Annotated in this window: 24 protein-coding genes and 1 tRNA gene; 16 read left to right on the top strand and 9 right to left on the bottom strand. The window is 34.1% G+C overall.

All coding sequences use genetic code 11. From position 1 onward, the window contains the following. Positions 1–154 precede the first annotated feature (154 nt). Both V6R96_RS18635 and V6R96_RS18630 read left to right on the top strand, forming a co-directional pair. On the top strand, positions 155–925 hold the full coding sequence (locus tag V6R96_RS18635) for an isocitrate lyase/phosphoenolpyruvate mutase family protein (RefSeq protein WP_336379962.1): 771 nt from the start codon (positions 155–157) through the stop codon (positions 923–925). A gap of 2 nt (positions 926–927) precedes the next feature. Continuing rightward, on the top strand, positions 928–1,974 hold the full coding sequence (locus V6R96_RS18630; protein ID WP_111957540.1) for a bifunctional transcriptional activator/DNA repair enzyme AdaA: 1,047 nt from the start codon (positions 928–930) through the stop codon (positions 1,972–1,974). 10 nt (positions 1,975–1,984) lie between these two features. Here the strand turns inward: V6R96_RS18630 and V6R96_RS18625 are convergent, their stop codons facing one another. After that, entirely contained in the window at positions 1,985–2,839 is an 855-nt protein-coding gene (locus V6R96_RS18625) for a hypothetical protein (RefSeq protein ID WP_336379963.1), read from the bottom strand. Between the two features lie 76 nt (positions 2,840–2,915). Between V6R96_RS18625 and V6R96_RS18620 the strand changes: the two genes are divergently transcribed. From V6R96_RS18620 to V6R96_RS18595, 6 genes are read left to right on the top strand one after another with little or no spacing between them, the layout of a single operon-like run. Next, positions 2,916–3,434, top strand: coding sequence for a Crp/Fnr family transcriptional regulator (locus V6R96_RS18620; protein ID WP_336379964.1), 519 nt, complete (start codon positions 2,916–2,918; stop codon positions 3,432–3,434). A gap of 54 nt (positions 3,435–3,488) precedes the next feature. Next, positions 3,489–4,037: a DinB family protein gene (locus tag V6R96_RS18615; RefSeq protein ID WP_223558841.1), complete on the top strand. Its 549-nt coding sequence runs from the start codon at positions 3,489–3,491 to the stop codon at positions 4,035–4,037. A gap of 42 nt (positions 4,038–4,079) precedes the next feature. After that, positions 4,080–4,592, top strand: a complete 513-nt coding sequence (locus tag V6R96_RS18610; protein WP_336379965.1) for a methylated-DNA--[protein]-cysteine S-methyltransferase — start codon at positions 4,080–4,082, stop codon at positions 4,590–4,592. Positions 4,593–4,621: 29 nt separating this feature from the next. Then, positions 4,622–5,227, top strand: coding sequence for a DUF2911 domain-containing protein (locus V6R96_RS18605; protein ID WP_111957906.1), 606 nt, complete (start codon positions 4,622–4,624; stop codon positions 5,225–5,227). 3 nt (positions 5,228–5,230) lie between these two features. Beyond that, positions 5,231–5,758, top strand: a complete 528-nt coding sequence (locus tag V6R96_RS18600; RefSeq protein WP_111957530.1) for a GNAT family N-acetyltransferase — start codon at positions 5,231–5,233, stop codon at positions 5,756–5,758. Then, entirely contained in the window at positions 5,755–6,114 is a 360-nt protein-coding gene (locus V6R96_RS18595; protein WP_111957528.1) for a cupin domain-containing protein, read from the top strand. The genes V6R96_RS18600 and V6R96_RS18595 overlap by 4 nt, the downstream gene beginning before the upstream one ends. Positions 6,115–6,403: 289 nt before the next feature. On the opposite strand, the gene V6R96_RS18590 is transcribed toward V6R96_RS18595, so the two are convergent. From V6R96_RS18590 to V6R96_RS18580, 3 genes are all read right to left on the bottom strand, one after another. After that, positions 6,404–7,147, bottom strand: coding sequence for a dienelactone hydrolase family protein (locus tag V6R96_RS18590; protein WP_336379966.1), 744 nt, complete (start codon positions 7,145–7,147; stop codon positions 6,404–6,406). Positions 7,148–7,269: 122 nt separating this feature from the next. Continuing rightward, the gene (locus V6R96_RS18585) at positions 7,270–7,881 is read right to left on the bottom strand and encodes an HAD family phosphatase (protein ID WP_336379967.1); all 612 of its coding nucleotides are present in this window, start codon (positions 7,879–7,881) and stop codon (positions 7,270–7,272) included. Between the two features lie 337 nt (positions 7,882–8,218). Then, positions 8,219–8,650, bottom strand: a complete 432-nt coding sequence (locus V6R96_RS18580) for a type I restriction enzyme HsdR N-terminal domain-containing protein (RefSeq protein WP_111957522.1) — start codon at positions 8,648–8,650, stop codon at positions 8,219–8,221. Positions 8,651–8,657: 7 nt separating this feature from the next. Between V6R96_RS18580 and holA the strand changes: the two genes are divergently transcribed. The 6 genes from holA (at position 8,658) to V6R96_RS18550 (ending at position 13,377) form a co-directional block, all read left to right on the top strand. After that, positions 8,658–9,695, top strand: coding sequence for a DNA polymerase III subunit delta (gene holA, locus V6R96_RS18575; protein ID WP_336379968.1), 1,038 nt, complete (start codon positions 8,658–8,660; stop codon positions 9,693–9,695). Between the two features lie 225 nt (positions 9,696–9,920). Next, positions 9,921–10,862, top strand: coding sequence for a thioredoxin-disulfide reductase (trxB, locus tag V6R96_RS18570; RefSeq protein ID WP_111957518.1), 942 nt, complete (start codon positions 9,921–9,923; stop codon positions 10,860–10,862). Positions 10,863–11,016: 154 nt separating this feature from the next. Then, positions 11,017–11,244 (top strand): glyceraldehyde-3-phosphate dehydrogenase, encoded by a 228-nt coding sequence (locus V6R96_RS18565; protein ID WP_223558847.1) that lies wholly within the window; start codon positions 11,017–11,019, stop codon positions 11,242–11,244. A gap of 127 nt (positions 11,245–11,371) precedes the next feature. Continuing rightward, positions 11,372–11,459 (top strand) — tRNA-Ser (locus V6R96_RS18560). A 480-nt stretch (positions 11,460–11,939) separates the two neighbouring features. Further along, entirely contained in the window at positions 11,940–12,704 is a 765-nt protein-coding gene (locus tag V6R96_RS18555; protein WP_336379969.1) for a hypothetical protein, read from the top strand. Between the two features lie 70 nt (positions 12,705–12,774). After that, on the top strand, positions 12,775–13,377 hold the full coding sequence (locus V6R96_RS18550; protein WP_336379970.1) for a hypothetical protein: 603 nt from the start codon (positions 12,775–12,777) through the stop codon (positions 13,375–13,377). A gap of 63 nt (positions 13,378–13,440) precedes the next feature. Here the strand turns inward: V6R96_RS18550 and V6R96_RS18545 are convergent, their stop codons facing one another. From V6R96_RS18545 to V6R96_RS18525, 5 genes are all read right to left on the bottom strand, one after another. Continuing rightward, positions 13,441–14,280: a thiopeptide-type bacteriocin biosynthesis protein gene (locus tag V6R96_RS18545; protein WP_336379971.1), complete on the bottom strand. Its 840-nt coding sequence runs from the start codon at positions 14,278–14,280 to the stop codon at positions 13,441–13,443. Between the two features lie 6 nt (positions 14,281–14,286). Then, entirely contained in the window at positions 14,287–16,521 is a 2,235-nt protein-coding gene (locus tag V6R96_RS18540; protein ID WP_336379972.1) for a lantibiotic dehydratase family protein, read from the bottom strand. Continuing rightward, entirely contained in the window at positions 16,522–18,702 is a 2,181-nt protein-coding gene (locus V6R96_RS18535; protein WP_336379973.1) for a prolyl oligopeptidase family serine peptidase, read from the bottom strand. A 3-nt stretch (positions 18,703–18,705) separates the two neighbouring features. Beyond that, the gene (locus V6R96_RS18530; protein ID WP_336379974.1) at positions 18,706–18,885 is read right to left on the bottom strand and encodes a hypothetical protein; all 180 of its coding nucleotides are present in this window, start codon (positions 18,883–18,885) and stop codon (positions 18,706–18,708) included. 133 nt (positions 18,886–19,018) lie between these two features. Continuing rightward, positions 19,019–20,680 (bottom strand): helix-turn-helix transcriptional regulator, encoded by a 1,662-nt coding sequence (locus V6R96_RS18525; protein WP_336379975.1) that lies wholly within the window; start codon positions 20,678–20,680, stop codon positions 19,019–19,021. Positions 20,681–21,116: 436 nt separating this feature from the next. Here V6R96_RS18525 and V6R96_RS18520 point away from each other — a divergent pair, with 436 nt between their 5' ends. Both V6R96_RS18520 and V6R96_RS18515 read left to right on the top strand, forming a co-directional pair. Continuing rightward, positions 21,117–21,617 (top strand): UpxY family transcription antiterminator, encoded by a 501-nt coding sequence (locus tag V6R96_RS18520; protein WP_336379976.1) that lies wholly within the window; start codon positions 21,117–21,119, stop codon positions 21,615–21,617. After that, on the top strand, positions 21,617–25,500 hold a 3,884-nt coding region (locus V6R96_RS18515), incomplete at its 3' end, for an amino acid adenylation domain-containing protein (protein ID WP_336379977.1). The genes V6R96_RS18520 and V6R96_RS18515, both read left to right, overlap by 1 nt.

Here is a 25,500-nt window from a genome sequence, read left to right as displayed (position 1 = left end):
AAATGTGATCTGGACTTCGATCCGGAAGGGAAAAAGACAGTATCATTTTAAACTCCGTAAGTTTTCTTACGGTTTTTTTTATGACCTAAAAATACTTGTCCGTTTTTCGGTTGCACAAAAACCGCATCTGTATTAATTTTGATAAAAAATTAAGATGACAGCAATTCAGAGATTCAGAGAACTGCATGAGCAGAATAATCCATTATTGATAGGAAACGTTTGGAATGTCCAGAGCGCTAAGGTTTATGAAAAACTGGGCTATCAGGCAGTAGCGACTTCAAGCTCGGCTGTAGCATTCAGCTTGGGATACGAAGACGGTGAAAATATAAGCTTTGATGAGTATTTTTATATTATTGAAAGAATTTTAAAGTCCGTATCAATTTCATTATCTGTTGACCTGGAAGGAGGCTATGGAAAAACGGCTGATGAGATAGTTTTAAACATTTCCAGACTGGCGAAGGCAGGTGTTGTAGGGATCAATATAGAAGATAGTGTTATTGTTGACGGTAGCAGAAAGTTATTAAGTGCAGACGATTTTTTTAATAAATTAAATGCAGTTATTCAAAAGCTAAAAGAACAAAATATTGAGATTTTCGTCAATGTCAGAATAGATCCGTTTCTGCTCGGTGTAGACAATGCAGCAGAAGAAAGTTTGCAACGGATGAAAATCATAGAAGAAGTGGGAGCGGACGGGATTTTTGTTCCTTGCATTACTGAAACACAGGATATTGAACGCCTTACCGCTGCTGCAAAACTTCCGTTCAGTGTTATGGCTATGCCTGAACTTCCGGATTTTAATACCCTTAAAAAAGCAGGCGTTAAAAGAATTTCATCCGGAAATTTCTTAAATGGTTATATTTATGGGCAATTGGAAACTACATTAAAAGACATCGGTGAGACCGGGAGCTTCTCCCCAATTTTTTAAACATGATAAAGCTTACAGAAGAAAGAATGTATCAGGCGTCTTTAGAGAAAGATTCCTCATTTGAAGGCATTTACTGGATGGCTGTAAAAACTACGGGTATATTCTGCCGCCCAACCTGTACAGCCAGAAAGCCCAAAAGAGAAAATGTAGAATTCTTTATCAATACAGAAAAAGCAATAGAAAGCGGCTACAGACCTTGTAAAATTTGCAGGCCGCTCGAAAAACTGAATGAAACACCCCGATATATTCAGGATTTGTTGGATGAACTTCAGCAGAACGAATCATTAAAAATCAAAGACGCAGACCTTCTGAAAAGAAATATCGAACCGGTAACCATCAGACGCTGGTTCCTGAAAAACCATGGAATGACATTCCAGTCTTTTCAAAGAAAATTCAGAATGAATAAAGCATTCAAAAAAATAAAAAATGGCGAAAGCATCATAGAAGTGGCACTGGAATCAGGGTATGAAAGTTTAAGCGGCTTCAACGAGCGTTTTAAAGAGGTAATAGGTACTACACCTAAACATACAGGTCACCGGACCATCATTGATCTGAAAAGGATTGAGACCCCATTAGGGCCCATGTTTGCCTGTGCCTGTGATGAGGGAATCTGTCTGCTGGAATTTACAGACCGGAAAAATATAGACCGGCAGTTTGTCCATTTGTCGAAAGTGATGAATGCAGAAATCGTTCAGGGTGAAAATAAACACTTCAAGCAGTTGGAAGAAGAACTCAATGAATACTTTGATGGAAAACGGATGAAGTTTGATGTACCGATTTATACCACCGGAACAGATTTTCAGAAAAAAGTTTGGAACCTTTTAACTGAAATACCCACAGGAGAAACCCGAACTTACAAACAGCAATCCGAAGTTTTGGGCAACCCTAAAGCCGTACGTGCCGTAGGAACAGCTAATGGAATCAATAAAATAGCGATCATTATTCCCTGTCACAGAGTGATAGGGTCAGATGGTGACCTGGTAGGCTATGCGGGAGGAATATGGCGAAAGCAAAAACTTCTGGAACTGGAAGGAGCTATCTTATTTTAAATAGGCTCCGCTAATTGATTGTATAATAGGGTTCTGAAAAATACTTACTCGGTTTGATATATGCCGTTTTTCTGTCAGCATCAAAGATCCAGTTGAATCTTCGCAACAGATCCGCACCCCAATAATTAACCGTCTGTTTTTTTAAATCACCGATAAAAAAACCTGCTGAAACATCTTTTAAAACACTATTTCCTATTTTCAAAAAAGGAAGGATACCCTGTTTCGTAATAATGCTTTTTCCGCTTGAATTTTTTAATGTTTTTTCTCCTGTGATCTTTAATTTTTTGTCAAGTTCTTTTTCTGCAGCAAAATCGTTGCTGTATAAAAGTCCTCCTGAATACCCGGATTGAAGTAAAAAATAGGCTTCTTCTTGCTTATCTCCATCAATTACATTGTCGGCTGCAATGTAAAAAGCATCCTGATCATACAGTATCGGAATGGGTTGATATCCTCTCAGATCAGGCTTTTGGTCATAAATAACAAATTCGTTGGTGTCATAATCAATTTTAAATGCTTTTCCCTCAAAGAGAGTCGTTCCGATCTTTCCATCTGCTTCATGTCCTGCCAGTTGATTGTCGGAAAAACGGACATTTTTTTGAGTAAATTTTCCGATCTCAACCGTGTTATGATCGCTTATTTCATCTTTAGTAAAAATAATATGGTCTGCTTTTCTTTGCCGTTCCGGAGAAATTGAAGCATCTTTCATAGCGATCTGGAACATCAGATCCAGAGAATCCTTTTTATTCACCAGGGTTTTGATGATGATATTGTTATGTTTTGTTATTCTGAACGGGATTGTCTGCTGTGCATTGGTGCTGAAAAGACCTGCAGAAAGCAGTAAGATAATGCTTGATTTTCTGAACATTCTGATGTGATTATGGGTTAAATTCCGGAATTTTAAAATTACCTATTATCTTTGGAACAGCAAATACTAATATCAAATGATTCAAAAACTGCTTAACAGTGGTCTTCATTGGGAGAGCAAGGAATTCAAACGGAATGAGTTTCTGAAAATTTCAGGAAGTACCGACACCGATATTTATTTTGTAGAAAACGGCAGCATCAGGATCTTTATGATGGACGAAAACGAAGAAAGAATCATCCGTTTCGGATATACGGGAAATATTATTGTTTCCCTTGATTCATTTCTTTCAGGAAAACCGTCAGATTTTTATATCCAGGCGATTAAAAAAACAGTGGTAAGAAAAGCTCTGAAAAAAGACATCTACAGATTTATTCAGTCCAATGAAGAAAATCTTAGGTTCTGGATCGGTGTTTTAGAAGATCTCGTCCTGCAGCAGATTGAAAGAGAAAAAGACCTGTTAACCCATTCACCTAAAGAACGGTATCAGAGAGTATTGAAAAGAAGTCCGAAGCTGTTTCAGGAAATCCCGAATAAATACATTGCAAACTACCTCAGAATGTCTCCGGAAACTTTATCGAGGCTTAAAAAATCTTGAGTTCAATCAAGATTTAAGAAAAAACTGATCCCGAAATTTGTATAAAAATCAACAATGAAAATTTCTACATCGCAATTACTGGATGAGCTGAGAACATTAACTAAAAGACATATACAATACGCAGAGAACCTTCTGCAGGAAACTGATGATAAACTGAATTTCAGGGTCTCGGATGAAAGCTGGAGTGTACTGGAATGTCTGGAACACCTAAACCGTTACGGAGATTTTTATATTCCGGAAATCAACCGCAGAATTTCTTCTTCCAAAACTTCTCCCACACCCATTTTTAAACCGGGAATGTTGGGAAATTACTTTGCAAAAAGCATGCTTCCCAAGGAAAAGCTTAACAAAATGAAAACCTTTAAAAGCATGAATCCGATAAACAGTCAGTTGGATAAAGAAGTAGTGAACGAGTTCATAAAACAGCAATATCAACTCATAGAATTGCTGGAAAAAGCAAAAGATATCGACCTCAATGCTGCTAAAACCAACATCAGTATTTCCAGGTTGATCAAGCTGAAACTGGGAGATACTTTTCGGTTTGTGATTTATCATAATGTGAGACATATTCGTCAGGCAGAAAATATTCTGAAGGATATTTAAGGTTTTTTTACAGAGATTCCAAATATGTATTAATTTAGAACTATGGAAATCATTTACCGTAAAACCATACAGACTCCTCTGGGAGAAATGGTAGCTTGTGCTGTTGAAGAAGGAATCTGCCTGCTTGAATTTACCGACCGGAAGAATTTTGAAAAACAGTTTATCTCCTTATCAAAAGCATTAAAAGCTGATATCGAACAAGGAGATCACAAACACTTTATACAGCTTGAAAAAGAATTGGAAGAATATTTTGAAGGAAAAAGACAAATTTTCGACGTTCCCATCTACATTACCGGAACCGAGTTTCAGGAAAAGGTCTGGCAGCTTCTGCGTGAAATTCCGATGGGAGAAACCAGAACCTATAAACAGCAGTCGGAGTTCTTAGGAAATCCTAAGGCAATACGTGCGGTGGGAACAGCAAACGGGATCAATAAAATTGCTATTCTGATACCATGCCATCGTGTTATCGGTTCAAATGGTGAGCTGGTAGGTTATGCAGGCGGAATCTGGAGAAAGCAAAAATTATTGGAATTAGAGAAGGCTATTTTATTTTGATTTTTGTAAATTTAGGCAAAAATTTACACGTGAAAAAGTTACTATTTGCACTTTGCATATCAGCTTCGGCTTTAAGCTTTGCTCAGGATTACTCAGTGCCGGCAGCAAGCCCGCGTCAGAGGGTAGAGCAGCAGTTTTCTATGTCCAAAATTAGTATTGACTATGGAAGACCGGGAGTGAAAGGGCGTAAGATCTTTGGAGAACTGGTTCCTTACGGACAGGTTTGGAGAGCAGGCGCTAACTCATCTACAAAAATCACATTCGGACAGTCTGTTAATTTCGGTGGAAAAATGGTTCCGGCGGGAACGTACGGACTTTTTATCGTTCCTACAGAAAAAGAATGGAAAGTGATATTAAATAAAGATTTCCAGCAGTGGGGCGCTTATACCTACGATCCAAAACAGGATGTGGTAGATGTAACAGTACCGGTAAATAAACTGGCTGACAAACAGGAATGGTTTGAAATCACCTTGAACCCAACCGATGAAAACTCAGGAAATCTGGTGATTAAATGGGATATGGCTCAGGCAGAAGTTGCTTTAAAACCTGCAAAACCGGATGCTGTTATCAAGATTGCAGATAAACTGAAAGAGATCAAGAAAATAGAGGCAGACGCTGCAAAAACAAAAAGCTAAATAATGAAATTTTCAATTCAGCCTGTTTTAGAAAATCAGGAATATAAATTAATCCCCTTACAGCAAGGGGATTTTGAGTCTTTATATGAAGTAGCCTCCGATCCCAGGGTTTGGGAGCAGCACCCCAATAAAGAGCGTTATCAGAGAGAAGTTTTTGAAAATTTTTTCAGAGGAGCCATGGAAAGCGAAGGAGCCTTTAAAATAATAGAAAAATCCTCCGGTGATGTTTTGGGCAGTACGCGTTTTTACGATTTTGATGAAAATGAAAGCCGCATATTTATTGGCTATACTTTCTATGGAACAAAATCATGGGGAAAGGGAATTAATCCTCAAGTGAAAAAGCTGATGCTTGATTATATCTTCCAGTATGTAGATAAAGTCCATTTCCATATCGGGAAAGAGAATTTCCGTTCCCAGACGGCTCTGGAAAGAATCGGTGGACAGAAGATCGCGGAAGAGGAAGTGGCTTACTTTGCAGAGCCTACACGAACCAATTTTGTCTATGAAATAAAAAAAGAAGACCATTCATGAAAAAATATAAAATCCAAACATCACCTTTTGTAGTACCTACCACAGACGGAAAATTAATTGAAGAACACTGGGGAAATTCTACAGGAAATTCAAATGTTTCCATTGCCCACATGGTAGCGCCACCGGATTGGAGCGAACCGCATCAGACTCCCGAATTCGATGAGTTTACCCTTATTGTTTCAGGAAAAAAGCAATTTGAGATAGATGGAGAAATCGTCATTCTTGAAAAAGGACAGAGTATTTTGATAGAAAAAGGAGCAAGAGTTCGTTACAGCAACCCTTTCTCAGAACCTTGCGAATATATAGCCATCTGCCTTCCGGCATTTTCTATGGATTTGGTAAACAGGGAAGAATAAAGAGTTTGAGAGTCGGAGGGTGTGAGAGTTCTAAAGCAGATGTTTACCGGATTTTACTTATTGTTGTCACCACATTACGTAATATAATGCTTCGACTCCGCTCAGCATGACAGTAAAAAAATACAGTTAGTATTAGCGTTGTCATGCTGAGCGGAGTCGAAGCATCTTTTTAAATAAGGTAAAATATTTGTAAATCAACCCATGTAGCAGTGTAACAATAACCAATTCAATCCGTCGGTAAAGTATTGTTACACTGCTACATTGCTGCATTGTTATATTAAAATTAAATTTATTTAAGTATTTCTTTCAAGAACATCAATGTATGATTCCAGGCTCTTTTGGACATTACTTCATTATAATCTGGCGATTTCGGATCGGTAAATGTATGTTTTGAATGGGCATAGGTAATAATCTGCCAGTCTGCATTGCCCTCGTTCATTTCTTTGATTAAATTATTATAGTCTTCCGGCGTCACTCCCTGATCATCCGCAGGATTTTCCACTAAAATCTTTGCGGAAATCGGTCCGTTTTTTCTGGTTTGATCCTTTCCTATGCTTCCGTGGATGGAAACAACTCCCACAACCGGAAGACTTCCCCTCGCAGATTCTAAAGCTCCAGTTCCGCCGAAACAGTATCCGATTACGGCAATTTTGTTGGCAATTGCCCCATTTTTCTTCAATTGTTCTAAAGCCAGGGAAATCCGCTTTTGATAAGCATCGTAATTCTGTTTGTAATATCCGGCTGTTTTGCCGGCAGAAGCATTATAAGCGGGAATATTTCCTTCTCCGTAAATATCGGCAATGAAAGCAATATAACCCTGTTTTTCAAGCTCGGCAGCCGCTGCTTTAGCTTCATCATCAATACCTTTCCAGGCCGGAAGAATCAGGACACCCGGAAGCTTTTTTCCTGCATTCGAAGTGACCAGACCATTCAGCTTCTGTGCGCCATCCTGGTAAGTAACTGTTTTAAGTTTTTGGCTGAGAAGTGTTCCTGCACTTATCATGCATGCTGTTAATAAGAGGTTGCGTATCATATTCTGTAATTGGTAAAATATTAAAAAGGTTTTAATTATGAATTCAGGTTAATTAAAATCCTCAACTAAATTACCAAAAATAACTTATATTGAGGATGAAAATATTGTAAAGCCAAAGGTGATCAGAGTTGAATTCCCAGATCTGCCAGTTCTTTTTCCAGATCAGTATCCGGATCGATTTTTATGGTCGTAAACCCAAGTGAATTGGCCATTTCGATATTTTTAGAATTATCATCGATGAAAACAGATTCATTGGCTTTAAGATTATATCTTTCCAGCAGAATATGCCAGATTTTAGGATCCGGTTTGATCAGTTTTTCTGTTCCCGAAACCACGATCTTTCCGTTAAAAAGCTTGAAGAAGTCATAATTTTCCAGGGCATAAGGAAAAGTTTCCTCAGACCAGTTGGTAAGCCCAAACAATTGATAGTCTGTATTTCCTAAGCGTCTTAAAATCTCTACATTCTGCGGAATATCACTTTTCAGCATTAAAGTCCAGTTGTCATAATAAGCTCTGAGCTCCTTTTCCCATTCAGGGAATTTTTTAATCTGGATGTCGGTGCCTTCTGCCAGGCTTCTGCCGCGGTCCTGCTCTTCATTCCATTCCGACTGGGCAATGTTTTCAAGAAAATATTCCATTTTCTCATCGTCATTGAAATAATCTTTAAAAAAATACCTGGGATTCCAATCCATGAGTACGCCGCCAAAATCGAAGATGATATTCTTAATTTCCATATATGTTTTAAACTTTTTTAATTTTATTTAACCACAAAAGTCGCAAAAGTTTTTAATTTTAAACACTTGAGAGCACTTTAGTTTTAAAAGTTTTACCAGGCTGAAAATAATAAGATCACATAAGGAGAAAATCAGAGCTTTTCATGAAAACTTAAGTGTACTTCTTTGCGCAGTGTATTCAACTTAAATACACTTAAGTGTTTCAAAAGCTTTTGTGACTTTTGTGGTTGATATGTATCTTTTTAAACCACCTCGTCAAAAATTCTTTGAATTTTCGCCACCCCTCCAGTGGAGGGGAATGTGATCCTCGTCAATTAAAAACTGGTGGTTAGAAAGTTTACTCCGGTTTATAAAACTGATATTGCCCGTTTTCATAATAAGCATTGATGTGCTGCAGGCCATTGGTCAGGATAATTTCTTTCGCTCCGATAATGGAATTGTACCGCGCTGTCTGTTCAAATGTTTTCTCTGTAAGCTTAATTTGGGGCGCTTTGCATTCAATCAGGATAATAGGTTCTGTTTTCTCGGTAACCAGCAGGTCGATTCTTTTGGTAAGGCCGTTCAGAAGGATCTTTTTTTCGGTAATAAGAGCGGACGGAGAATAGGCCTTTACGGTGAGATAATAGTGTACCCAGTGCTGCCTCACCCATTCCTCAGGGGTAAGGAGAAGATAAGTTTTACGGATCAAGTCATAAATAAAAAACTTATCTTTGTCTTTCTTGAATTTAAAATCAAAAGTTTCCTGAAAATTCAGTTTTGGAAGTTCCATTAATAAGATGAAAGAATTAGATTTAATCCTCAAAAATATTAAAAATAAAGAAGTTTTACCTATTTATTTTTTCCACGGAGAAGAACCTTACTTTATTGATGCTGCTGTAAAAGTGCTAGAACACGACTTTCTGGAGGAAGATGAAAAAGCTTTTAACCAGACTGTTGTATACGGAAAAGATACTTCTTATCAGGAGATTCTTTCCCTGGCAAGACAGTTCCCAATGATGGGGGACAAGCAGGTGATCATTGTAAAGGAAGCTCAGGATTTGAAATTTAATGAAGAGGAAAACAGAGTTTTGGAAACCTATGTTGAAAATCCTGTACCATCTACCGTGCTTGTTTTTGCCCATAAGCATAAGAAACTGGACAGCAGAAAAAAAGCCACAAAAGCTTTGGACAAGGCCAAGGCTCTTTTCTTAAGTGAGTCGGTGAGAGATACCAATCTTCCGAAATGGATCGCTGATGAATGTACACGCCTTAAAATTAAAACAGCTCCGAATATTTCCCATCTGCTTGCAGAATATCTGGGAAACGACCTTTCAAGAATTGCCAACGAACTGAATAAATTAAAGATCATCCTTAAAGAAGGTGAAATACTGGACGGGACGATCGTGGAAAACCATATCGGAATCAGCAAGGAATATAATGTTTTCGAGCTTCAGAAGGCTTTAGGAACCAAAAATGCTGATGCGGCCTTTAAGATTGCTCATTTTATGGGTAAAAACCCAAAGAACAATCCTTTTGTTATGATGCTGGCAAGCCTTTACAGCTACTTTTCCAATGTGATCATTTACCAGACGATGGCCGGACAGCCGCCACAGGTTATTGCTTCGCAGATGGGGGTTAACCCTTATTTTATTAAAGATTATGCAGAAAGTGCAAGACTGTATCCACTAAAACATGCCACAAGGGTCATTTCTATTTTAAGAGAGTTTGATATGAAAGGCAAGGGACTTGGTGCAGTGAATATGGGAGAAGCTGAACTGATTAAGGAACTGGTGTATAAGATTATCAATGTGGATAAAATTAAAATGAAGGTGTAATGAATTGATGAGTTTGAGAGTGGGAGAGTATGAGAGTTGTAGGGGTAGAATGAGAATGAAAATAGCCCGTAACTGCACATTATAACCTGCATTCCGAAACACGAACAATTTATCGATAGTTCACATATTTGATATTGACAAGTATCATTAAAAATACTTTAATAAAACATTAAAAATTACGAAATTAGCGGACTGAATTAAAATCTTTTTGAACAAAGTAAATTTATGGAGCAAAATATTTTAGATTGTGTGATCGTTGGATCTGGACCTTCTGGTTTCACAGCGGCAATATATGCAGCAAGAGCAGACTTAAAACCTGAACTGTATACAGGTTTGGAGCCGGGCGGACAATTAACAACAACTACGGAAGTTGATAACTTTCCAGGATATCCGGCAGGGATTACAGGACCTGAAATGATGATGGATCTGCAGAAGCAGGCGGAAAGATTCGAGACAAAAGTTCATTATGAAATGATCACCAAAGCTGAATTCTCTAAGGAAAACGGCGGTGTTCATAAATTATATGCTGGGAATAAAGAGATCCTGGCAAAAACAGTGATTATCTCTACTGGGGCTACAGCCAAATATCTTGGCCTTGACGATGAGAAGAAATACGCGGGGGGAGGTGTTTCGGCATGTGCTACATGCGACGGTTTCTTCTACAGAGGAAAAGACGTGGTAGTAGTAGGAGCGGGAGATACAGCAGCAGAAGAAGCAACTTACCTTGCAAAGCTTACGAGAAAAGTAACCATGCTGGTAAGAAAAGATGTTTTCAGAGCTTCTAAAGCGATGATCCACAGAGTAGAAAATACTCCGAATATTGAAGTGAAATTCAATCATGAGCTGATTGGTATTGAAGGTGAAAACAGCCTTGTAGAAAGAGCCCTGATCATCAACAACCAAACGCAGGAAACCTCTGCCGTTGACGTAGAAGGTATCTTCATCGCGATCGGACACAAGCCGAATACAGATATCTTCGTGGGACAAATTGATCTTGACGAAAACGGATATATCCTTACTGAAAAAGGATCTACAAGAACGAATCTTCCGGGAGTTTTTGCTGCAGGAGATGTTCAGGATCATATTTACAGGCAGGCGATCACCGCTGCAGGAAGCGGATGTATGGCGGCAATGGATGCAGAGAAATATCTGGCTGAATTACATTAATATTCAACCTATTATCATACAAGCGTACCCACCGGGTACGCTTTTTTTATTGTATTTTATCTTCTTTTTTATCACAAAAGTTACAAAAGCTTATTAAACCCTTAGCTACTTTAAGTAAAATTCCTAAATTTAAATCCCAATCAAAAAAAATAATATGCACAAGAAAGTCATAAAAATAAAGCACATAACAGGAACCTATACGATTGAAATCCAGGATGGAAGACTGAATGAAATGCAAAGCCAGCTGGACAAATGCCTGAACGATGAACAGGCGGCTATTGTAGTGAAGGGAGAAAATGGAGATCAGTTTGTGTATCCATCAGATCTTATAAAAAACAGTTTCATTGCTATAGTAGACAGGGAAGAGGTCAGGGTGTTCTAGAAAAATAATTCCCCTGATTTTAAGTCTATTATTAGGTTTAGTTAAAATTTCTCGCAGAAAAGTTTTGCAGAACTGTAAAATCGTTTTATATTTGCACCACTGAAAACAACGGTATAGCCGTTATTCAGGAGAGATGGCAGAGTGGTCGATTGCGATAGTCTTGAAAACTATTGACTGTAACAGGTCCGGGGGTTCGAATCCCTCTCTCTCCGCCAGTTGGGAGACCAAAATAAGCTAAAACGCTGTAAACATTAATGTTTACAGCGTTTTTTGTTTTTATGCTAGTGTCAGAAAAATCAAATAGGTTACCATTTATAGGATCTGTTTAATTACAGAGGTATCTACTTCTGTATTCCTGACTGAAAAAATAGATTTCCGGTTCTAAAGGGAAAATTAAAACTTTCCTGAGTTTAAAATCCAGAAAAAGGAAGAAAATCTGAAAATTTTGAAAAAAGGTATACTGAATTGAAGCCTGACATTGAATCAAAAATCAACATTTTCCTCATCATCTTCATCTATTAATCCTGGCCTGGATTTCTAAGTTAATGATGAGAGCTTGATTTTATCATTGAAGATCTCTTGTTATCTTAAATGCTGAGTATATTATATAAAATAATAGTAAAGAAACTGATTTATTACGTATCATCATTGTCACCAAATAATATTATAAATTTATATCTTACAATCAATAACTCATGAAAAATAAAATTTACCTGATCATCGCATTATTCCTTCTTACATCCTGTCATTCTCAAGACAACAAAATTGTTGATCTGGCAAAAATATCAAACGATTTTAATGCCTCAGAATTTTATATGAACAAGATTAAAAAAACCAATGAGATCATTTCGAAAGATCCTAAAAGTATGGACAAGAAACAAGCCCTGAATCTTTTAGATAATGCATTTTTTGTCAAAGATACTTTAGGTTACTATAAAACAGATGGGAGGTTCCCTACAGACCTGTCTTTGGAATCAACCAATGACTGGATGGTAAGAAATAAAAAACCAACCGAAATATTTGGTTATGGATACAAGACGGTAGCGTATGATCCTGAAAAAGATAAGCTAGCTATTTTAAATACAGTAGCATTCCCCAAAATAGATATGGTGGAAGACCGTAAAGGCAACTTAATGTATCTTGAAGTGGGAAAGACTTCAAAAAATAATGCTGACTTTAATAAGATCAAAGACTATATCAGTAAGAACTGCAAGAAACTTGCTGTTGATGATAACGATCCAAATGCTTCTTATTGGGAGGGTAAAACTTTCTACTATTATCTTTTTAAAGATGATCATAAAGAAGAGGAGATCTCTTTCGATTCACAGGGAAATAAAATATCCAGATCGGTAGATGCAACAGAAATTAAATTGTCAATGTTTGAAAAATCTTACATTAAAAAAATGGAAGAGCTTGGGATCTATTCGGCAGGATACAGATTTTGGAAAAAATCTCTGTGATGTAAACCAATTCATCCATGAGGATAGTTAGGGGTATCATCATAATAAAATTACTATTATTTTATTTTTAGTGTATTTTACTCTTGGATTGTCACAGGAAGCCAATCTTAAAGATCTTTACAGTAAAAAGGAATATAACAAAGCCATTAAGCTCGCTCAGACAACTCTTATATCCTCACCAGAGGATTTTGACACCCAATTGATACTTCTAAAAATCTACAATTCAAAAAGTGATTATTCGGCAGCGAGAGTATTATTGACAAAGTTGAGCAGCAGTGATCAAAAATTCTTAACAGAATCCCTTAAAACCAATTATGGCTTAGGAAACAAAAAAGAGGTAAAAAGAATATATGACCAGTTGATTAAGGACTCTAAAAATGAAGTATTAAAAAAAGAGCTGTTGAAATTTGGGCTAGTTACAGGTCTGGATCCGATATATGATGACTGGAAAATAAAAGAAGCCCAAAATATTGTTTTTCATTTTCAACAGTCGATTCCGGTAGAAAAAATGCAGAATATTGTTGCTTGTTCAAGAATTGTAGTATCATATATTTCTTATTTCTTATTAAAGGGAAATATTATATATAGGAATATTTTGTTTCTGGTCTATTTACTATTTGTATTTTGTGAACGCCAACTTTTTATAAACGTAAAGAATTATATAAAAAGATAAGTGCAAAAATGAAAACCACTACTTGGAATTTTTTAGACATAATTATTTATAAAAAATTACTGATTATACAAATACAGCAGATTTATAGAACCTGTTTAAATAATCATAAATTACCATTTCAAATAAACGCTGATTGGAAACAAAAATTCGGTTGATATTCATGTGAAATATGCTTTGGAAAAAGTTTTGCAAAGGTATTCCCAAAGATTGGTTTTCATCATGGTAAATAATATCTTGTAAGATCGAGTTGCTTTCTTCAATATTGGAAGTAATAAAATCCCTTTCCTCTGAAAATTCCTCTGATTGGATAAAATCTAAATATTTTAGTTTAAAATTCCTATATTTTTTATCGAGTTGTGAGTTGAGCTTTTTATCAGCATTAAATTCTTGTTTAAAAGCCGTATTAAAGTCTTTAATCCAATTTAGTTTTTTCTCAATTGAAAGATTGAGCTTACTTAAAACTTCATCAATATAAAAAAGACTAACCAGTAATTTTTCTTCATCACTGTATGTCAAACATTGTAAAGTAAGTTCACTATTTTTGTGGAATAATATTTCAGCATCTTTGATGGTATTTACCCCATAACGTTCAACTTCTCTGTTATAAGTATCCAGTAAAACATTTGAAATCTCACCACTACCTATATATTCTTGTAGCGCATTATTGGTTTTTTCAAAAACTCTATTATAATTCTCCGAATTTTTCAATTTAAATCTTATTCTCAAATGGGATTTAGGATCATTATAGCGAATGAAGAACCATTTTGAAATATAATTTTTTGTTTGAAGTGCCTGTATTAAGGGTATAATTACCTCTTCCAAGATAATATCTGAGGTTTTTACTCCTGTGTAAATCTTCAGATATAACCATTCACTTCCGGGAATAAATTTTCTTTCAATCATCACATATTAATTTTTGGTTCTTTCTTCTTTTTCTTTATTGTACATTGAAAAAATAAATTGATGCATAAAATCACTATTATCATTGTAGATAAACTCCTCAATCATGATTGATTTCTTTTTCTTCAAAGCATCAATAAATAGTTGAACCAAATCATAATTCTCAAGATTAATGGTAAGTTTATTATCTGATTGTACCCATTGTATCCATTGCGGAATTTGTCTTTTATTTCTCCAATTTCTTAATTCTGCCAATATTTGTTCCTTATTATTAATAATGTCATTTTGTGCTAACATTAAAACATGCATAATTTCCTTTTCTGAAATTTTCCACCAAGCCTTTGAGAGAATGATATTTTGATATTCAACCCGCGGTAAGAATTGATATATTTTTTTTAAATCTCCCCAATTAAAATAGAGTCCCGATCTTATGTTTTGCGAATGTAAATCACACAAGAAATGATAAACAGGCAAAGAGTTAGCAGAATAATTATGAGCGTTGGTTAAATAAGGTTTGACCTCTTTATTTAATTTCTTAGAACGTAATATAATTCTGTTATTTTTTAAAGAAATATATAAATCATCTACAGGAATTTGATTTTCCTTTGGCTGGATAGATTCTCCCAAATATGGTATTTCAAATTGTCGCAATGTTGGCCTTCTAATGACATTTCCAATTCTGGCTTCCGGCAAATGAATGATTTCTGCTAAAATTAAATCAGAATTTATTTCTTCTTCTTTTTTTGCAATTGTTTTAGAAAGATTTTGTAATTCTGAATTTTCAGAACAAAACCTTGCCATTAAGTTAGCCGCACTGCTTCCACCATTAACATCAATAAACAGTTTTTCATTGTTTTTCTCCGATATGATTTCTGCCATAAAGGAAATTGTATCGGGTAAATCACTCCAGTTTTCTTTAAAATCTATAAAATCGTCATCTGATAATTCGATTGTATATTGATTTTCCAATAGAGCCTCCTGAAGTTTTTTATTTACAATTAATTGAACAGGATCAAATTCAGTTTTTAAAGCTACCTTTTCATGAGATAACGGGAGATCTAAATCTTCAAGATAAGGATGAATTCCTTTTGTAATACTATCCTGTCTGTAACCAATTCCTAATTCTGTATCCAGAGCATATGATAGGGGAACTTCTTCTGTTTCAAATCGCCCATAAAATGCTTTTTTAAATTTTTCTAAATGGCTGTCTTTTTGAGAAAATGTAATTCTATTCAGAAAGCTGATTGCTTTTTTTAATTCTTTTTCCCACCGGGATGGTAAGCTAAATTCATCTTTATTATAAAGATCAGTTTGGAAAAGATATTTCTGTTCGTATTCTATATTTAGAGATCTAACTAATTCTTCAATTTCAGTATATTTTGCAGATAGATTTCCGATTTTTAAATCTAAATCATTCAGCTTCCTTTTTATAGCGATTAAAATTTCAGTTTCATTTTTAGCTCCTATTTTATCTAAAACAAAAATTATCTTATCTAAAAAATCATTACCTGAAACATTAGGTTCCAATTCACTTATCAAAACCTGATTATCAATCAACTCTTCTATAAACTCTTTGGCTTCATTTTTTGCTATTTCATCATTGACAAGAATGCTTGCTAAGTCTTCAATGGTTTTACCTTGTTTTGAAAAGTCTAATATTTGTTGTAATTCATTTGAAAATGGAGCCGATGAAATGGTATAATTTCTTTTTCCTCCATTATACTCATATTCTACATATCGGATCTTATTTCCAACTTTGTAAATACTATTGTTGGGTGAAAAAAGAAGTTGATTTCTTATTTCAGGTGTTTTTACAAAATTTTGTGATAAGGCTACTAGAAAGTGCATGTCCAGTTTTGTATCACGTAATTGGTTCGATTTTAGAAAATAATTGACAGACTTTGAAACGTCTTTACTAAACTTTCCTAGACCAACTCCTGAAAATAAGCCGAAAGGAGTACAACGGTCACTCATTCGACTATAGTATTTTAAAATGGTACCTTTTAGTTTTTGATAATCCTTAGGAGAAAGTTTTTTTTCTGAGTTTAACCATTTTTTAACCTCTTCATGCAGATTTGGTGAAGCTAAATAAATAGCCTCTTGAAAAATAGGATCACTATAAATTTCTTTTAATTTTGAATCAAAGATCTCTGTTCTACAAAGTCGTTCCTGAAAATCTTTATATGAAAATAAAGGAGTACGAACAACGAACTCATCAAAAAAGTGATACGGGAAACGAGACATTTATTTTTTATTGTTTTCTTTAGGCTGATAGTCCGGATGTCCTAATTGCCATAATGCAAAAGCAAATGAATCCGCCAAGTTATCATACTTCTGCGTAACAGGAATATCCCCTCCATGTCCACCTTCATAATCTATTTTCAAAAGTATTGGATTACCTGAGGTATTATCTGCCATTAATTTAGCAGCGAATTTTGTTGGCATCCAAGGAGAAACTCTTGGATCATTAATCCCTGAAGTGATTAATGTTGCTGGATATTTTCCTCCCTTTTTAATATGCTGATAAGCATCCATTTCTAACAATGCTTTGAATTCCGGTTCAATACTTAAAGAGCCAAATTCCTTTGCACTATTTAATCCATTGGGTGTAAACTCCATTCTTGATGCATTTACAATACCTGCATCTATAATACTTGCTTTAAATAAATCAGGTCTTTCAGTCATGGCTCTTCCAATGGTAATTCCGCCTGCACTTGCTCCCCAAATTGCAGTATTTTCAGGTGATGTATAATTTTCTTTGATTAGATATTCTGTACAAGAAATTAAGTCTTTCCATGAATTTGGTTTTGTACTTTTGTAACCTCCTTTATACCATTCATCACCTTTTTCACCGCCACCTCTTACATGGGCGATTGCAACAATACCTCCTTGTAAGACCCAAAGCATATAGGTTTTAGCAAAATATGGACTATTATTAAATGCATATGCTCCATAAGCATCCATTAGTAAAGGGTTATGCTTATTTTTTTTTATATTCTTATTATAGATTAAAGAAAGAGGGATATCTAATCCATCATGTGATTTTACTATAATTTCCTCTACAACAATATCTTTAAACTCTGGATATTCAATAACAGGTGCTAAATTTTCCGGTATAAATTTTCCAGTTAATGAATTATATTTAAACCTAGATGTTTCATTTTTCCAACCACTACAAGTTATCCAAAAATCATTAGACTGTTCATTCTGAGTGGCTACAGAAATATCACCAGCTGTAAATGGCAACGTGAGCAAGTTAATTTTTTTATCTCTATATACATATAATTTAGCTTCAACTCCATTTTTGGATGTATTAAAAACAAAGCCATCTTTTATACTATATATATTATTAATTATTTCATCTTGTATATTTGGGACTAAGATTATTGGAGCTTTAAAGTCTGGACTATTTAATGATGTACTATAGATTGCATTGGTTCCATTTTTTTCAGAAACATAAATAATGCTATTCTCTTTAATAATAAAGTCACTTACTTTATCCTCTTTACTGAACAAAAATTTCCATTGACTTTTCTTTTCAATATCTTTGACAGTCCTATAATAAGTATCTTTAAATTTGACAGGTCCAGATATTTGAGCAATTAAATACTTACAGTTTTTTGTAGGCAATGATACGTTTGGAAAATCTTCGGTCTTTATATTTAAATCTGAGTTATTCTTTCTTGATAATAAAATATTTAGTTTTTGAGGATCATCACCTATTTTATAAAGCACAGATTGCATATCCTTTAAAAATAAAGGTGAATTAGGATCAATAATAGGGTAGTGTAAATAAACAAAACTATTATTGTCTGGAAGCCAAAATATACCACCACCATCTGATGGCCAACAATGAGTTATTGTATAAGGAAGTACTTTTTTTTGTATCAAATCATAAATTATCATTTCAGAAATTTCTTTTCCACTTTCTGTTAAGGCAATTGCAACCTTAGAACCGTCATAATTAGGTTTAATATAATTAATTTGATAATTTTTTTTATTTTCAGGTTTATATTTTTGTGGGTCAAAAACCTCTTTTTCATCTCCACTAAAATTTTTTCTAAAAAATACCTTCACAGTATTTTCTCCAGGTTTTTGTTTTAAATAAAAATAAAAGTCATTTTCAGTAATATTTATATTAGATACTGAAAACGACTTTCTTTTGTCAAATTCTAATCTTTTGTCAATATAATATTGTCTGTTGGGAATGCTTTGGAGAATAGATAAAGTATACTTTGTTTGATCTTTCATCCATTTGATTGTTGAAGGATCTTTTAAATCTTCTAAATTTCTGTATTCATCGATTACTTTAGTTTTAAAGTATTCGTCTATAACCTGTTCAGAAGGCGCAAAATTCGTTTTTTGAGCACTTACCATTCCTAGAAAAACAAAATAAATATAAAGGATTAAATTTGACCTCTTCATTGTTTAGTCTTTTCTAGAAGTTCCTACAGTTCCAGTATTACCACCATCATCATCAATTAAATTTAGCATGGTAGTTACCTGGCTACAGTCGTTTCCTCCTCTTATAACTTTAGGATTACTAATTCTTACCATTTGTAGTTTTTTCAATGATAATTTTTTTTCTGTTTGTTTTTTTTGTTTCATAATTTACTTTTTTTAAAATTGCATCCACAAAGAAATAAATAAATCTATTCTCTTCAAAAAAATAGATGTCGAAATTTATAAATTTCGTGTGTTTTAAATTTAAATAATTGAAAATGAGTATTTTGAAAAATTGTTAATTGCTGTTTTCTTGCAGTGCTTTAATAAAATAAGAAGGAAGCGTATCTGTCATTTTTTTAAATGCATTTGCAAAAGATTCCGCATTATTATATCCGGCTTTATCAGCAATAGCAGCTATTGTAAGCTTCTGTAAATTTTTATCTGTTTTTAATTCATTGACTATGTATCGAATTCTTAACTCATTAAGATACTGAGAGAAATTTTGGCCTTTCAACTCATTGACTGATTTTGATAAATAAGCTCTATTTGTATTAAATTCTTTAGACAATATGTCCAAATTTACTTTTTTGTCTAAAAATCGTTTTTCAATTTCAAATCCCTCTAATTGTAGGCTTAATTGGTTAAGTTTATCATCTGATAAAGTAGTTTTTGATTTTTCTTTTTGTAAATCTAAATTTTCTTTAAATGAGAGATCAGTTGTTTCAATAGTATTAGGATAATCTGGAGATTTTGTTAGCAAGTTTGCTTTACTTTGATATACTTTAACCTTTTTCTTATATTTGTCGTAGAGGTAAAGCAAATAAATTATGATTATTCCTCCAATACCTAGTATCCAAAATAAGGTATAATTCTTAGAACTTAAATCTGAAATTAAAATTTCTTTTTCTTTTAAAAGAAGTGGTGTATCATATTTTTTGTTTATTTCGGCAATCAAAAAATTATTATTTTTATTTAAAATACTATCGACTGACAATAAATGTTCTATATAGAATAATTGTTTTTCCTTATCTCCTGTTTTTTTATAATAATCAATTAATATAGGATAGGTATCTCTTAATTCTGATGTAACATTTTTAGTCTTTGTTATAATAGAATCAACTGTTTGAAAAGTATTTAAAAAGGAAGTATCATTATTTTCATATAAAATTTTCCCTATATAGTATTCACTGATAGCCAGGTTTTGAGGATTATAAGAATTATCCTTTATCAATTTAGAAGCCTTTTTTAAGATCTTCAAGGCAGATCCATATTTATTTCTTTTATAGGCATTTATACCCGAAACTAAAAATAAATTAGCTTGACATTCGCCATCATTCATCTCATGACTTTTCTTTAGTCCAAGTTCAACATACTTGTCAGAGTAGTCAACATCATTTGCCTGACTATAAGTATAGGCTAGTGCATATATACAACTTACATAATCAAGCGACCTTTCAGCATTATTTCTTTTCAAATATTGCTTGTAATTGAGAAATAATTGAATAGATTGTTGATATTCTTTTAATTCAAGTTTTAACAAACCTATATTAAAATTGAGGATATAATATGTTTTGCTGTTCTTTTTTGCATAATTTATTGCTGCTAAATTACTGGACAAAGCTTTTGAATATTCACCCTTTGCATAGAAGTAATTTCCCTTATACATAAAACAATCAGCTAGATAAGCAGAATTTTGCATTTTTTTTGATACTACCATCATGCTATCCAAATATAATAAAGCGGATTTATCATTAGCCAATCGATGTAACATCAAATAACCATTTGCAATTTTCTCATCATTTTTATTTTTTTTACCCTTTGAAAGAATCGTATTAGCGTAGATTTCAGCTTCAGTTTTATTGGAGTAAAGTTTTTTATTGAAAGATCCTTCTAATTGTATAAAACTTTTATTTTTTAAGGAGTCGGGAATACGAAATCCCTTTATACTTTGTGACAAATATAAGTTCTGGCAAAGAATCAATAGATAGATGAGGTGCCTTTTTTGCATCTTTATGTTTAAGAATACAAAAATACGTATTTTAAATTTCTTTCTTATTTATAGGTGGTTTTTTTGTATAAATAATTGATAATTATATTTTTGCTTTGATTATGTATTGTCGAAATTTATAAATTTCTTATATTATTTACCCCAGATTTATAAATCTCGATATACTTTAGTTGTTAGGTATAAAAAGCGACCGCATCTTTGCTAAAGAAGAATGTAGAAGTTGTAAATATACATTTCCACTTTTGCTTGTCTAGCAAATAAAATCAGATTCAATGCAACTGGATTTCTAGAACTTCATTGATTTTAATATTCTTTAAAAATATAATTTAGGTCAGCTAATGTGACTGAAAGGGCGAAGCTGTAAAATGATAATAATTATATACAAATGAATTTTATAAAAGGATGGTATGTTATCTATACGAAATCACGTTACGAAAAAAAAACTGCACAAATGCTAACTGAGCAAAACTTCAAAGTGTACTTGCCACTTCAGAAAATAATCTCTCAATGGAGTGATCGTAAGAAAAATGTAGAGAAGCCTCTTTTTAGTTCTTATATTTTCATTTATTTAGAAACAATAAAAGATTACTTGCGAGCTCTCACGGTTGATGGTGTTGTTATCTTCGTCAAGTTTGGAGGACGATTAGTAAGGGTTCTTGATGATGAAATTAATAAAGTTAAAATATTTCTTAATCAGTTTTCAGAAGTTGAAATAAGAAACATTCAAGATTTAAAAATTGGTGAGAAAAGGAAGATTACTTCCGGACCTTTTGAAAACTACGAGTGTGAAATTATAAAAATAGATAACAAGCAAAAGATTTGTGTGAGGATAGACTCTTTACAACAAAGCCTCGTTGCTGAAATACACTCTTATCACTTAATTTAATGAACGATACTCAGATTTTATCAAATATTTTTTGGCAGAATAAAATAGCAAGTAAGGAAAAAGCTGCTTTTTCAAAGCGGGCAATTAAAAGTCTAAAAAAAGGAATTTTGAAAGAAAATTTTGAAGGCTTTATAAAAGTCGCAAAAAACAATTCTCTTTCAAAATTTACAATAGTTTCCTCTGTCTTTTCTTTCGTAATTAATAAATACTTTGAAAATTATCAAGGTTTTATAAAAGTGTACCCATCTCATTTAATTGATTTGGAAAAATATTTGTTACTGGAAATTGGAAATGATGCAAGATCATTCAAAAAATTATTGCAAAATACTGCCACTGAAGTTAGACAGGTCTTTTCTCATAAAAATTATAATTCTGATCACTTAAACATAGAACCGTTTTCTAATTTTTCCATTCAGTTTGGTAAAAAAACTGAGTCTCTAAATGATGATATCTCTTTATTATGTGAAGAAATAGAAGACAATATTCTTTTTACGGTTTTTTATAAGGAAAATTATCCTGATTATGTTATTGAAAGTTTATTGAAAAACGTAATTAATATACTTTCGGATTATGAAAGTCTTTTGAATAAAAATAAAAAAGACTATTCATTTGTTGATAAAGAGGAAGTTCATCAATTATTAGTAGAATTTAATGATACGAAAAGAGAATATCCAAGTGACAAGACCATTGTTAAGTTGTTTGAAGAACAGGTGCAGAAGACCCCTGATAATGTGGCAGTAGTTTTTGAGGATATTGAACTTACTTATCATGAACTCAATGGGAAAGCAAATCAATTAGCAAATTATATAAAAGAGAAATATATTGTTGAGAACGGAGAGGTCATAGCAATATTGTTACCTAAATCTGTAGACTTGTTGGTTTCATTATTAGCAATTGAAAAAATTGGCTGTGTTTATTTACCTATTGATATTAATTATCCGAAAGACCGAATTGATTATATTTTAGAGGATAGTAAAGCGAAAATACTGTTAAGTGAACAAGATATTGCCCAAACATTAGATATTAATCAGCCCTACATTTCTCTAAAATTAAATGAAATTCAATTTAAATCAACAGCTAATCTCAATGTTACAATAGAGTCTGGTGATGTTGCATATTTAATTTATACATCAGGTTCGACTGGAAGACCCAAAGGAGTTTTAGTGGAACATCACAGCAATATGAATATGTCTTTAGACCAAATAAAGACGTTTGGAATTACCGCTGAAGATAAAATTGTATGGTTTGCTTCTGTAGCTTTTGATGCTTCTATTTCTGAAATTATGATGAGTCTTTATTCGGGGGCAACACTATGTATTCCAACAGAAGAAGAGCAAAAAGATAAAGACCAGTTTATTTCATTCTTAGAAAAAACTAAATCTACCGTTGTTACTTTTCCTCCAAGTTATTTGGAACTATTGTCAGAGAAAGATTTGAAATCCTTAAAAACAATTATTACAGCAGGTGAACCTGCGAACCCAATCAAGGCAAAAGAACTCGTTGAAAATGGAGTAAGCTACTATAACGCTTATGGTCCGACAGAATATTCTGTATGTACCAGTATTTTTAAACTCAGTCCACACGAAGATTACATATCAGTTCCTATTGGCGTTCCGATTTCGAATACGAGTGTTTATATTTTAGATGAAGATTTTCGGGTAGTTCCTATAGGAGTAAGCGGTACGTTGTATGTAAGCGGCGCAGGTTTATCCCGAGGTTATTTGAATAAACCTGAGTTGACAAGGGAGAAGTTTATAGACAATCCTTTTGAAGCGGGGACGAAGATGTACGATACAGGAGATTTGGCGAGATGGCTTCCTGATGGGAACATAGAGTTTTTGGGTAGGAAGGATTTCCAGGTGAAGATCAGAGGTTACAGGATAGAGTTGGGCGAGATTGAGATGAATATCAACTGGTTTAGTCCATCTATCAGACAAGTCGTTACCGATGCAAGGGACATTAATGGAGAAAAAGTACTGGTAGCTTATTATACTAATGACAGTGAAACAAGTATAGACAAGTCAGAATTGCGGGAGTACCTTCAGAGTAAACTGCCTGACTATATGATTCCCGGTTTCTTTGTGGAGTTAGAAAATATACCCCTCACACCCAATGGCAAGATAGACCGCAAGGCACTTCCAGGTGTTACGGGCGAGGACCTGATTAGGCGAGAATATGTGGCCCCTAGAAATGCTACAGAAGAAAAACTTTCTGAGATTTGGCAGGAAGTATTGGGCGTAGAGAAGGTAGGGATTAATGACAATTTTTTTGAACTTGGGGGACATAGTTTAATGGTAGCTCAGGTACTAAATAGGATCCATCAGAGCCTATCAATGCAGGTAAGTTTCAAAGACTTTTTTGCATCGCCTAGCATTGAAGGTATTACCAAAAGCCTTACAGGAAAAGAGTATACCTCGATACCGAAAGCACCAGAACAAGAGAGCTACCCACTAACACCATCACAACAAAGACTTTGGATTCTGAGCCAATTGGAAGGTGGTTCACAGGCCTATAATATGCCTGCGGTAGTTACTTTAAGAGGAGAGCTTAATGAAGCATATTTTGAAAAGTCCTTCCAAGCTTTGATAGATAGACATGAGATACTCAGAACATCATTTAAGTCGGATAAGACTACGGGAGAAATCCGTCAGTATATCATCCCTAAAGAAGAACTTCATTTTACAATAGAAGTATTAGATTTTAGTGGGAAGAATGAATCAGCAGTAGAAGACTACTTACAGTCTGCCAATAACGAAGCCTTTAATTTAGAAGAGAGCCCACTCATAAGAGCCACTTTACTGAAGAGAGAAAACAAAGAACACCTGTTCTTTTTATCCATGCACCATATCATCGGCGATGGATGGTCAACAGAAGTACTGGTGTCAGAAGTTGTAGAAAACTACAATAATCTTCTTAATGGAAATGCTAAGGAAGATGAAATATTAAAAGAAGAATTAGCTATCCAATATAAAGATTATGCAGTATGGCTACAGGAAGAGATAAAGGGAGAAAAATACCGGAATGCGGAAGCATATTGGTTAGAACAATTTGAAGGAGAGCTTCCTGTATTGGAATTACCGAGCTATAAAACAAGACCGTTGATACAGACATATAATGGTAATAACATCAGCCACTTATTCTCAAAAGAATTTACAGATAAGCTGAAGCAGTATTCGGAGAAGCATGGAGTAACATTATTCATGACTTTAATGGCTGGGATAAAGTCATTACTATACCGTTATACAGGGCAACAGGATATTATTGTGGGTACCCCGATAGCGGGAAGAGAACACCCTGATTTAGAGAATCAAATCGGGCTTTATCTGAACACTCTTTCCATAAGGACAAGGTTGGAAGATGACAGCAATACTTTTGAGTCCCTGCTTAAGAAAGAGAAGGACACTTTACTATCGGCTTATGAGCATCAGCTTTATCCGTTTGATGAACTTGTGGGTAAGCTTAATATCAAGCGTGATATGAGCCGTTCGGCATTGTTTGATGTATTGGTTGTATTCCAGAGTCAAGGTCAGTTGCAAATAGGAAACGCACAAAATAACATAGAAGGCTTACAGGTAGAGGGATATGATTATCAGCGTAAGACGTCCCAGTTTGATGTGAGCTATGCTTTTGCAGAAGAAGGGGAACAGTTAGGATGTAGTATTGAATACAATACTGATATTTATGATGAGCAGCTCATCCAACGAATGTTTGGTCATTTTGAGAACCTTTTGACCCAGGCTATAGAAAATACAGAAGATAAAGCGGAGATAGCAACCATAGAAGAAATAGACTTCTTAACAGAGCAAGAGCGTCAGCAGCTTCTTCATGAGTTCAACGATACGAAAGTAGATTATCCTAGCGATAAAACGATTATAGAATTATT

Source organism: Chryseobacterium sp. CCNWLW53 (assembly GCF_037083525.1).
GTDB lineage: Bacteria > Bacteroidota > Bacteroidia > Flavobacteriales > Weeksellaceae > Chryseobacterium > Chryseobacterium lathyri.
Note: the sequence above shows the minus strand (reverse complement) of the source record. Positions and strands in the feature narration are given on the sequence as shown.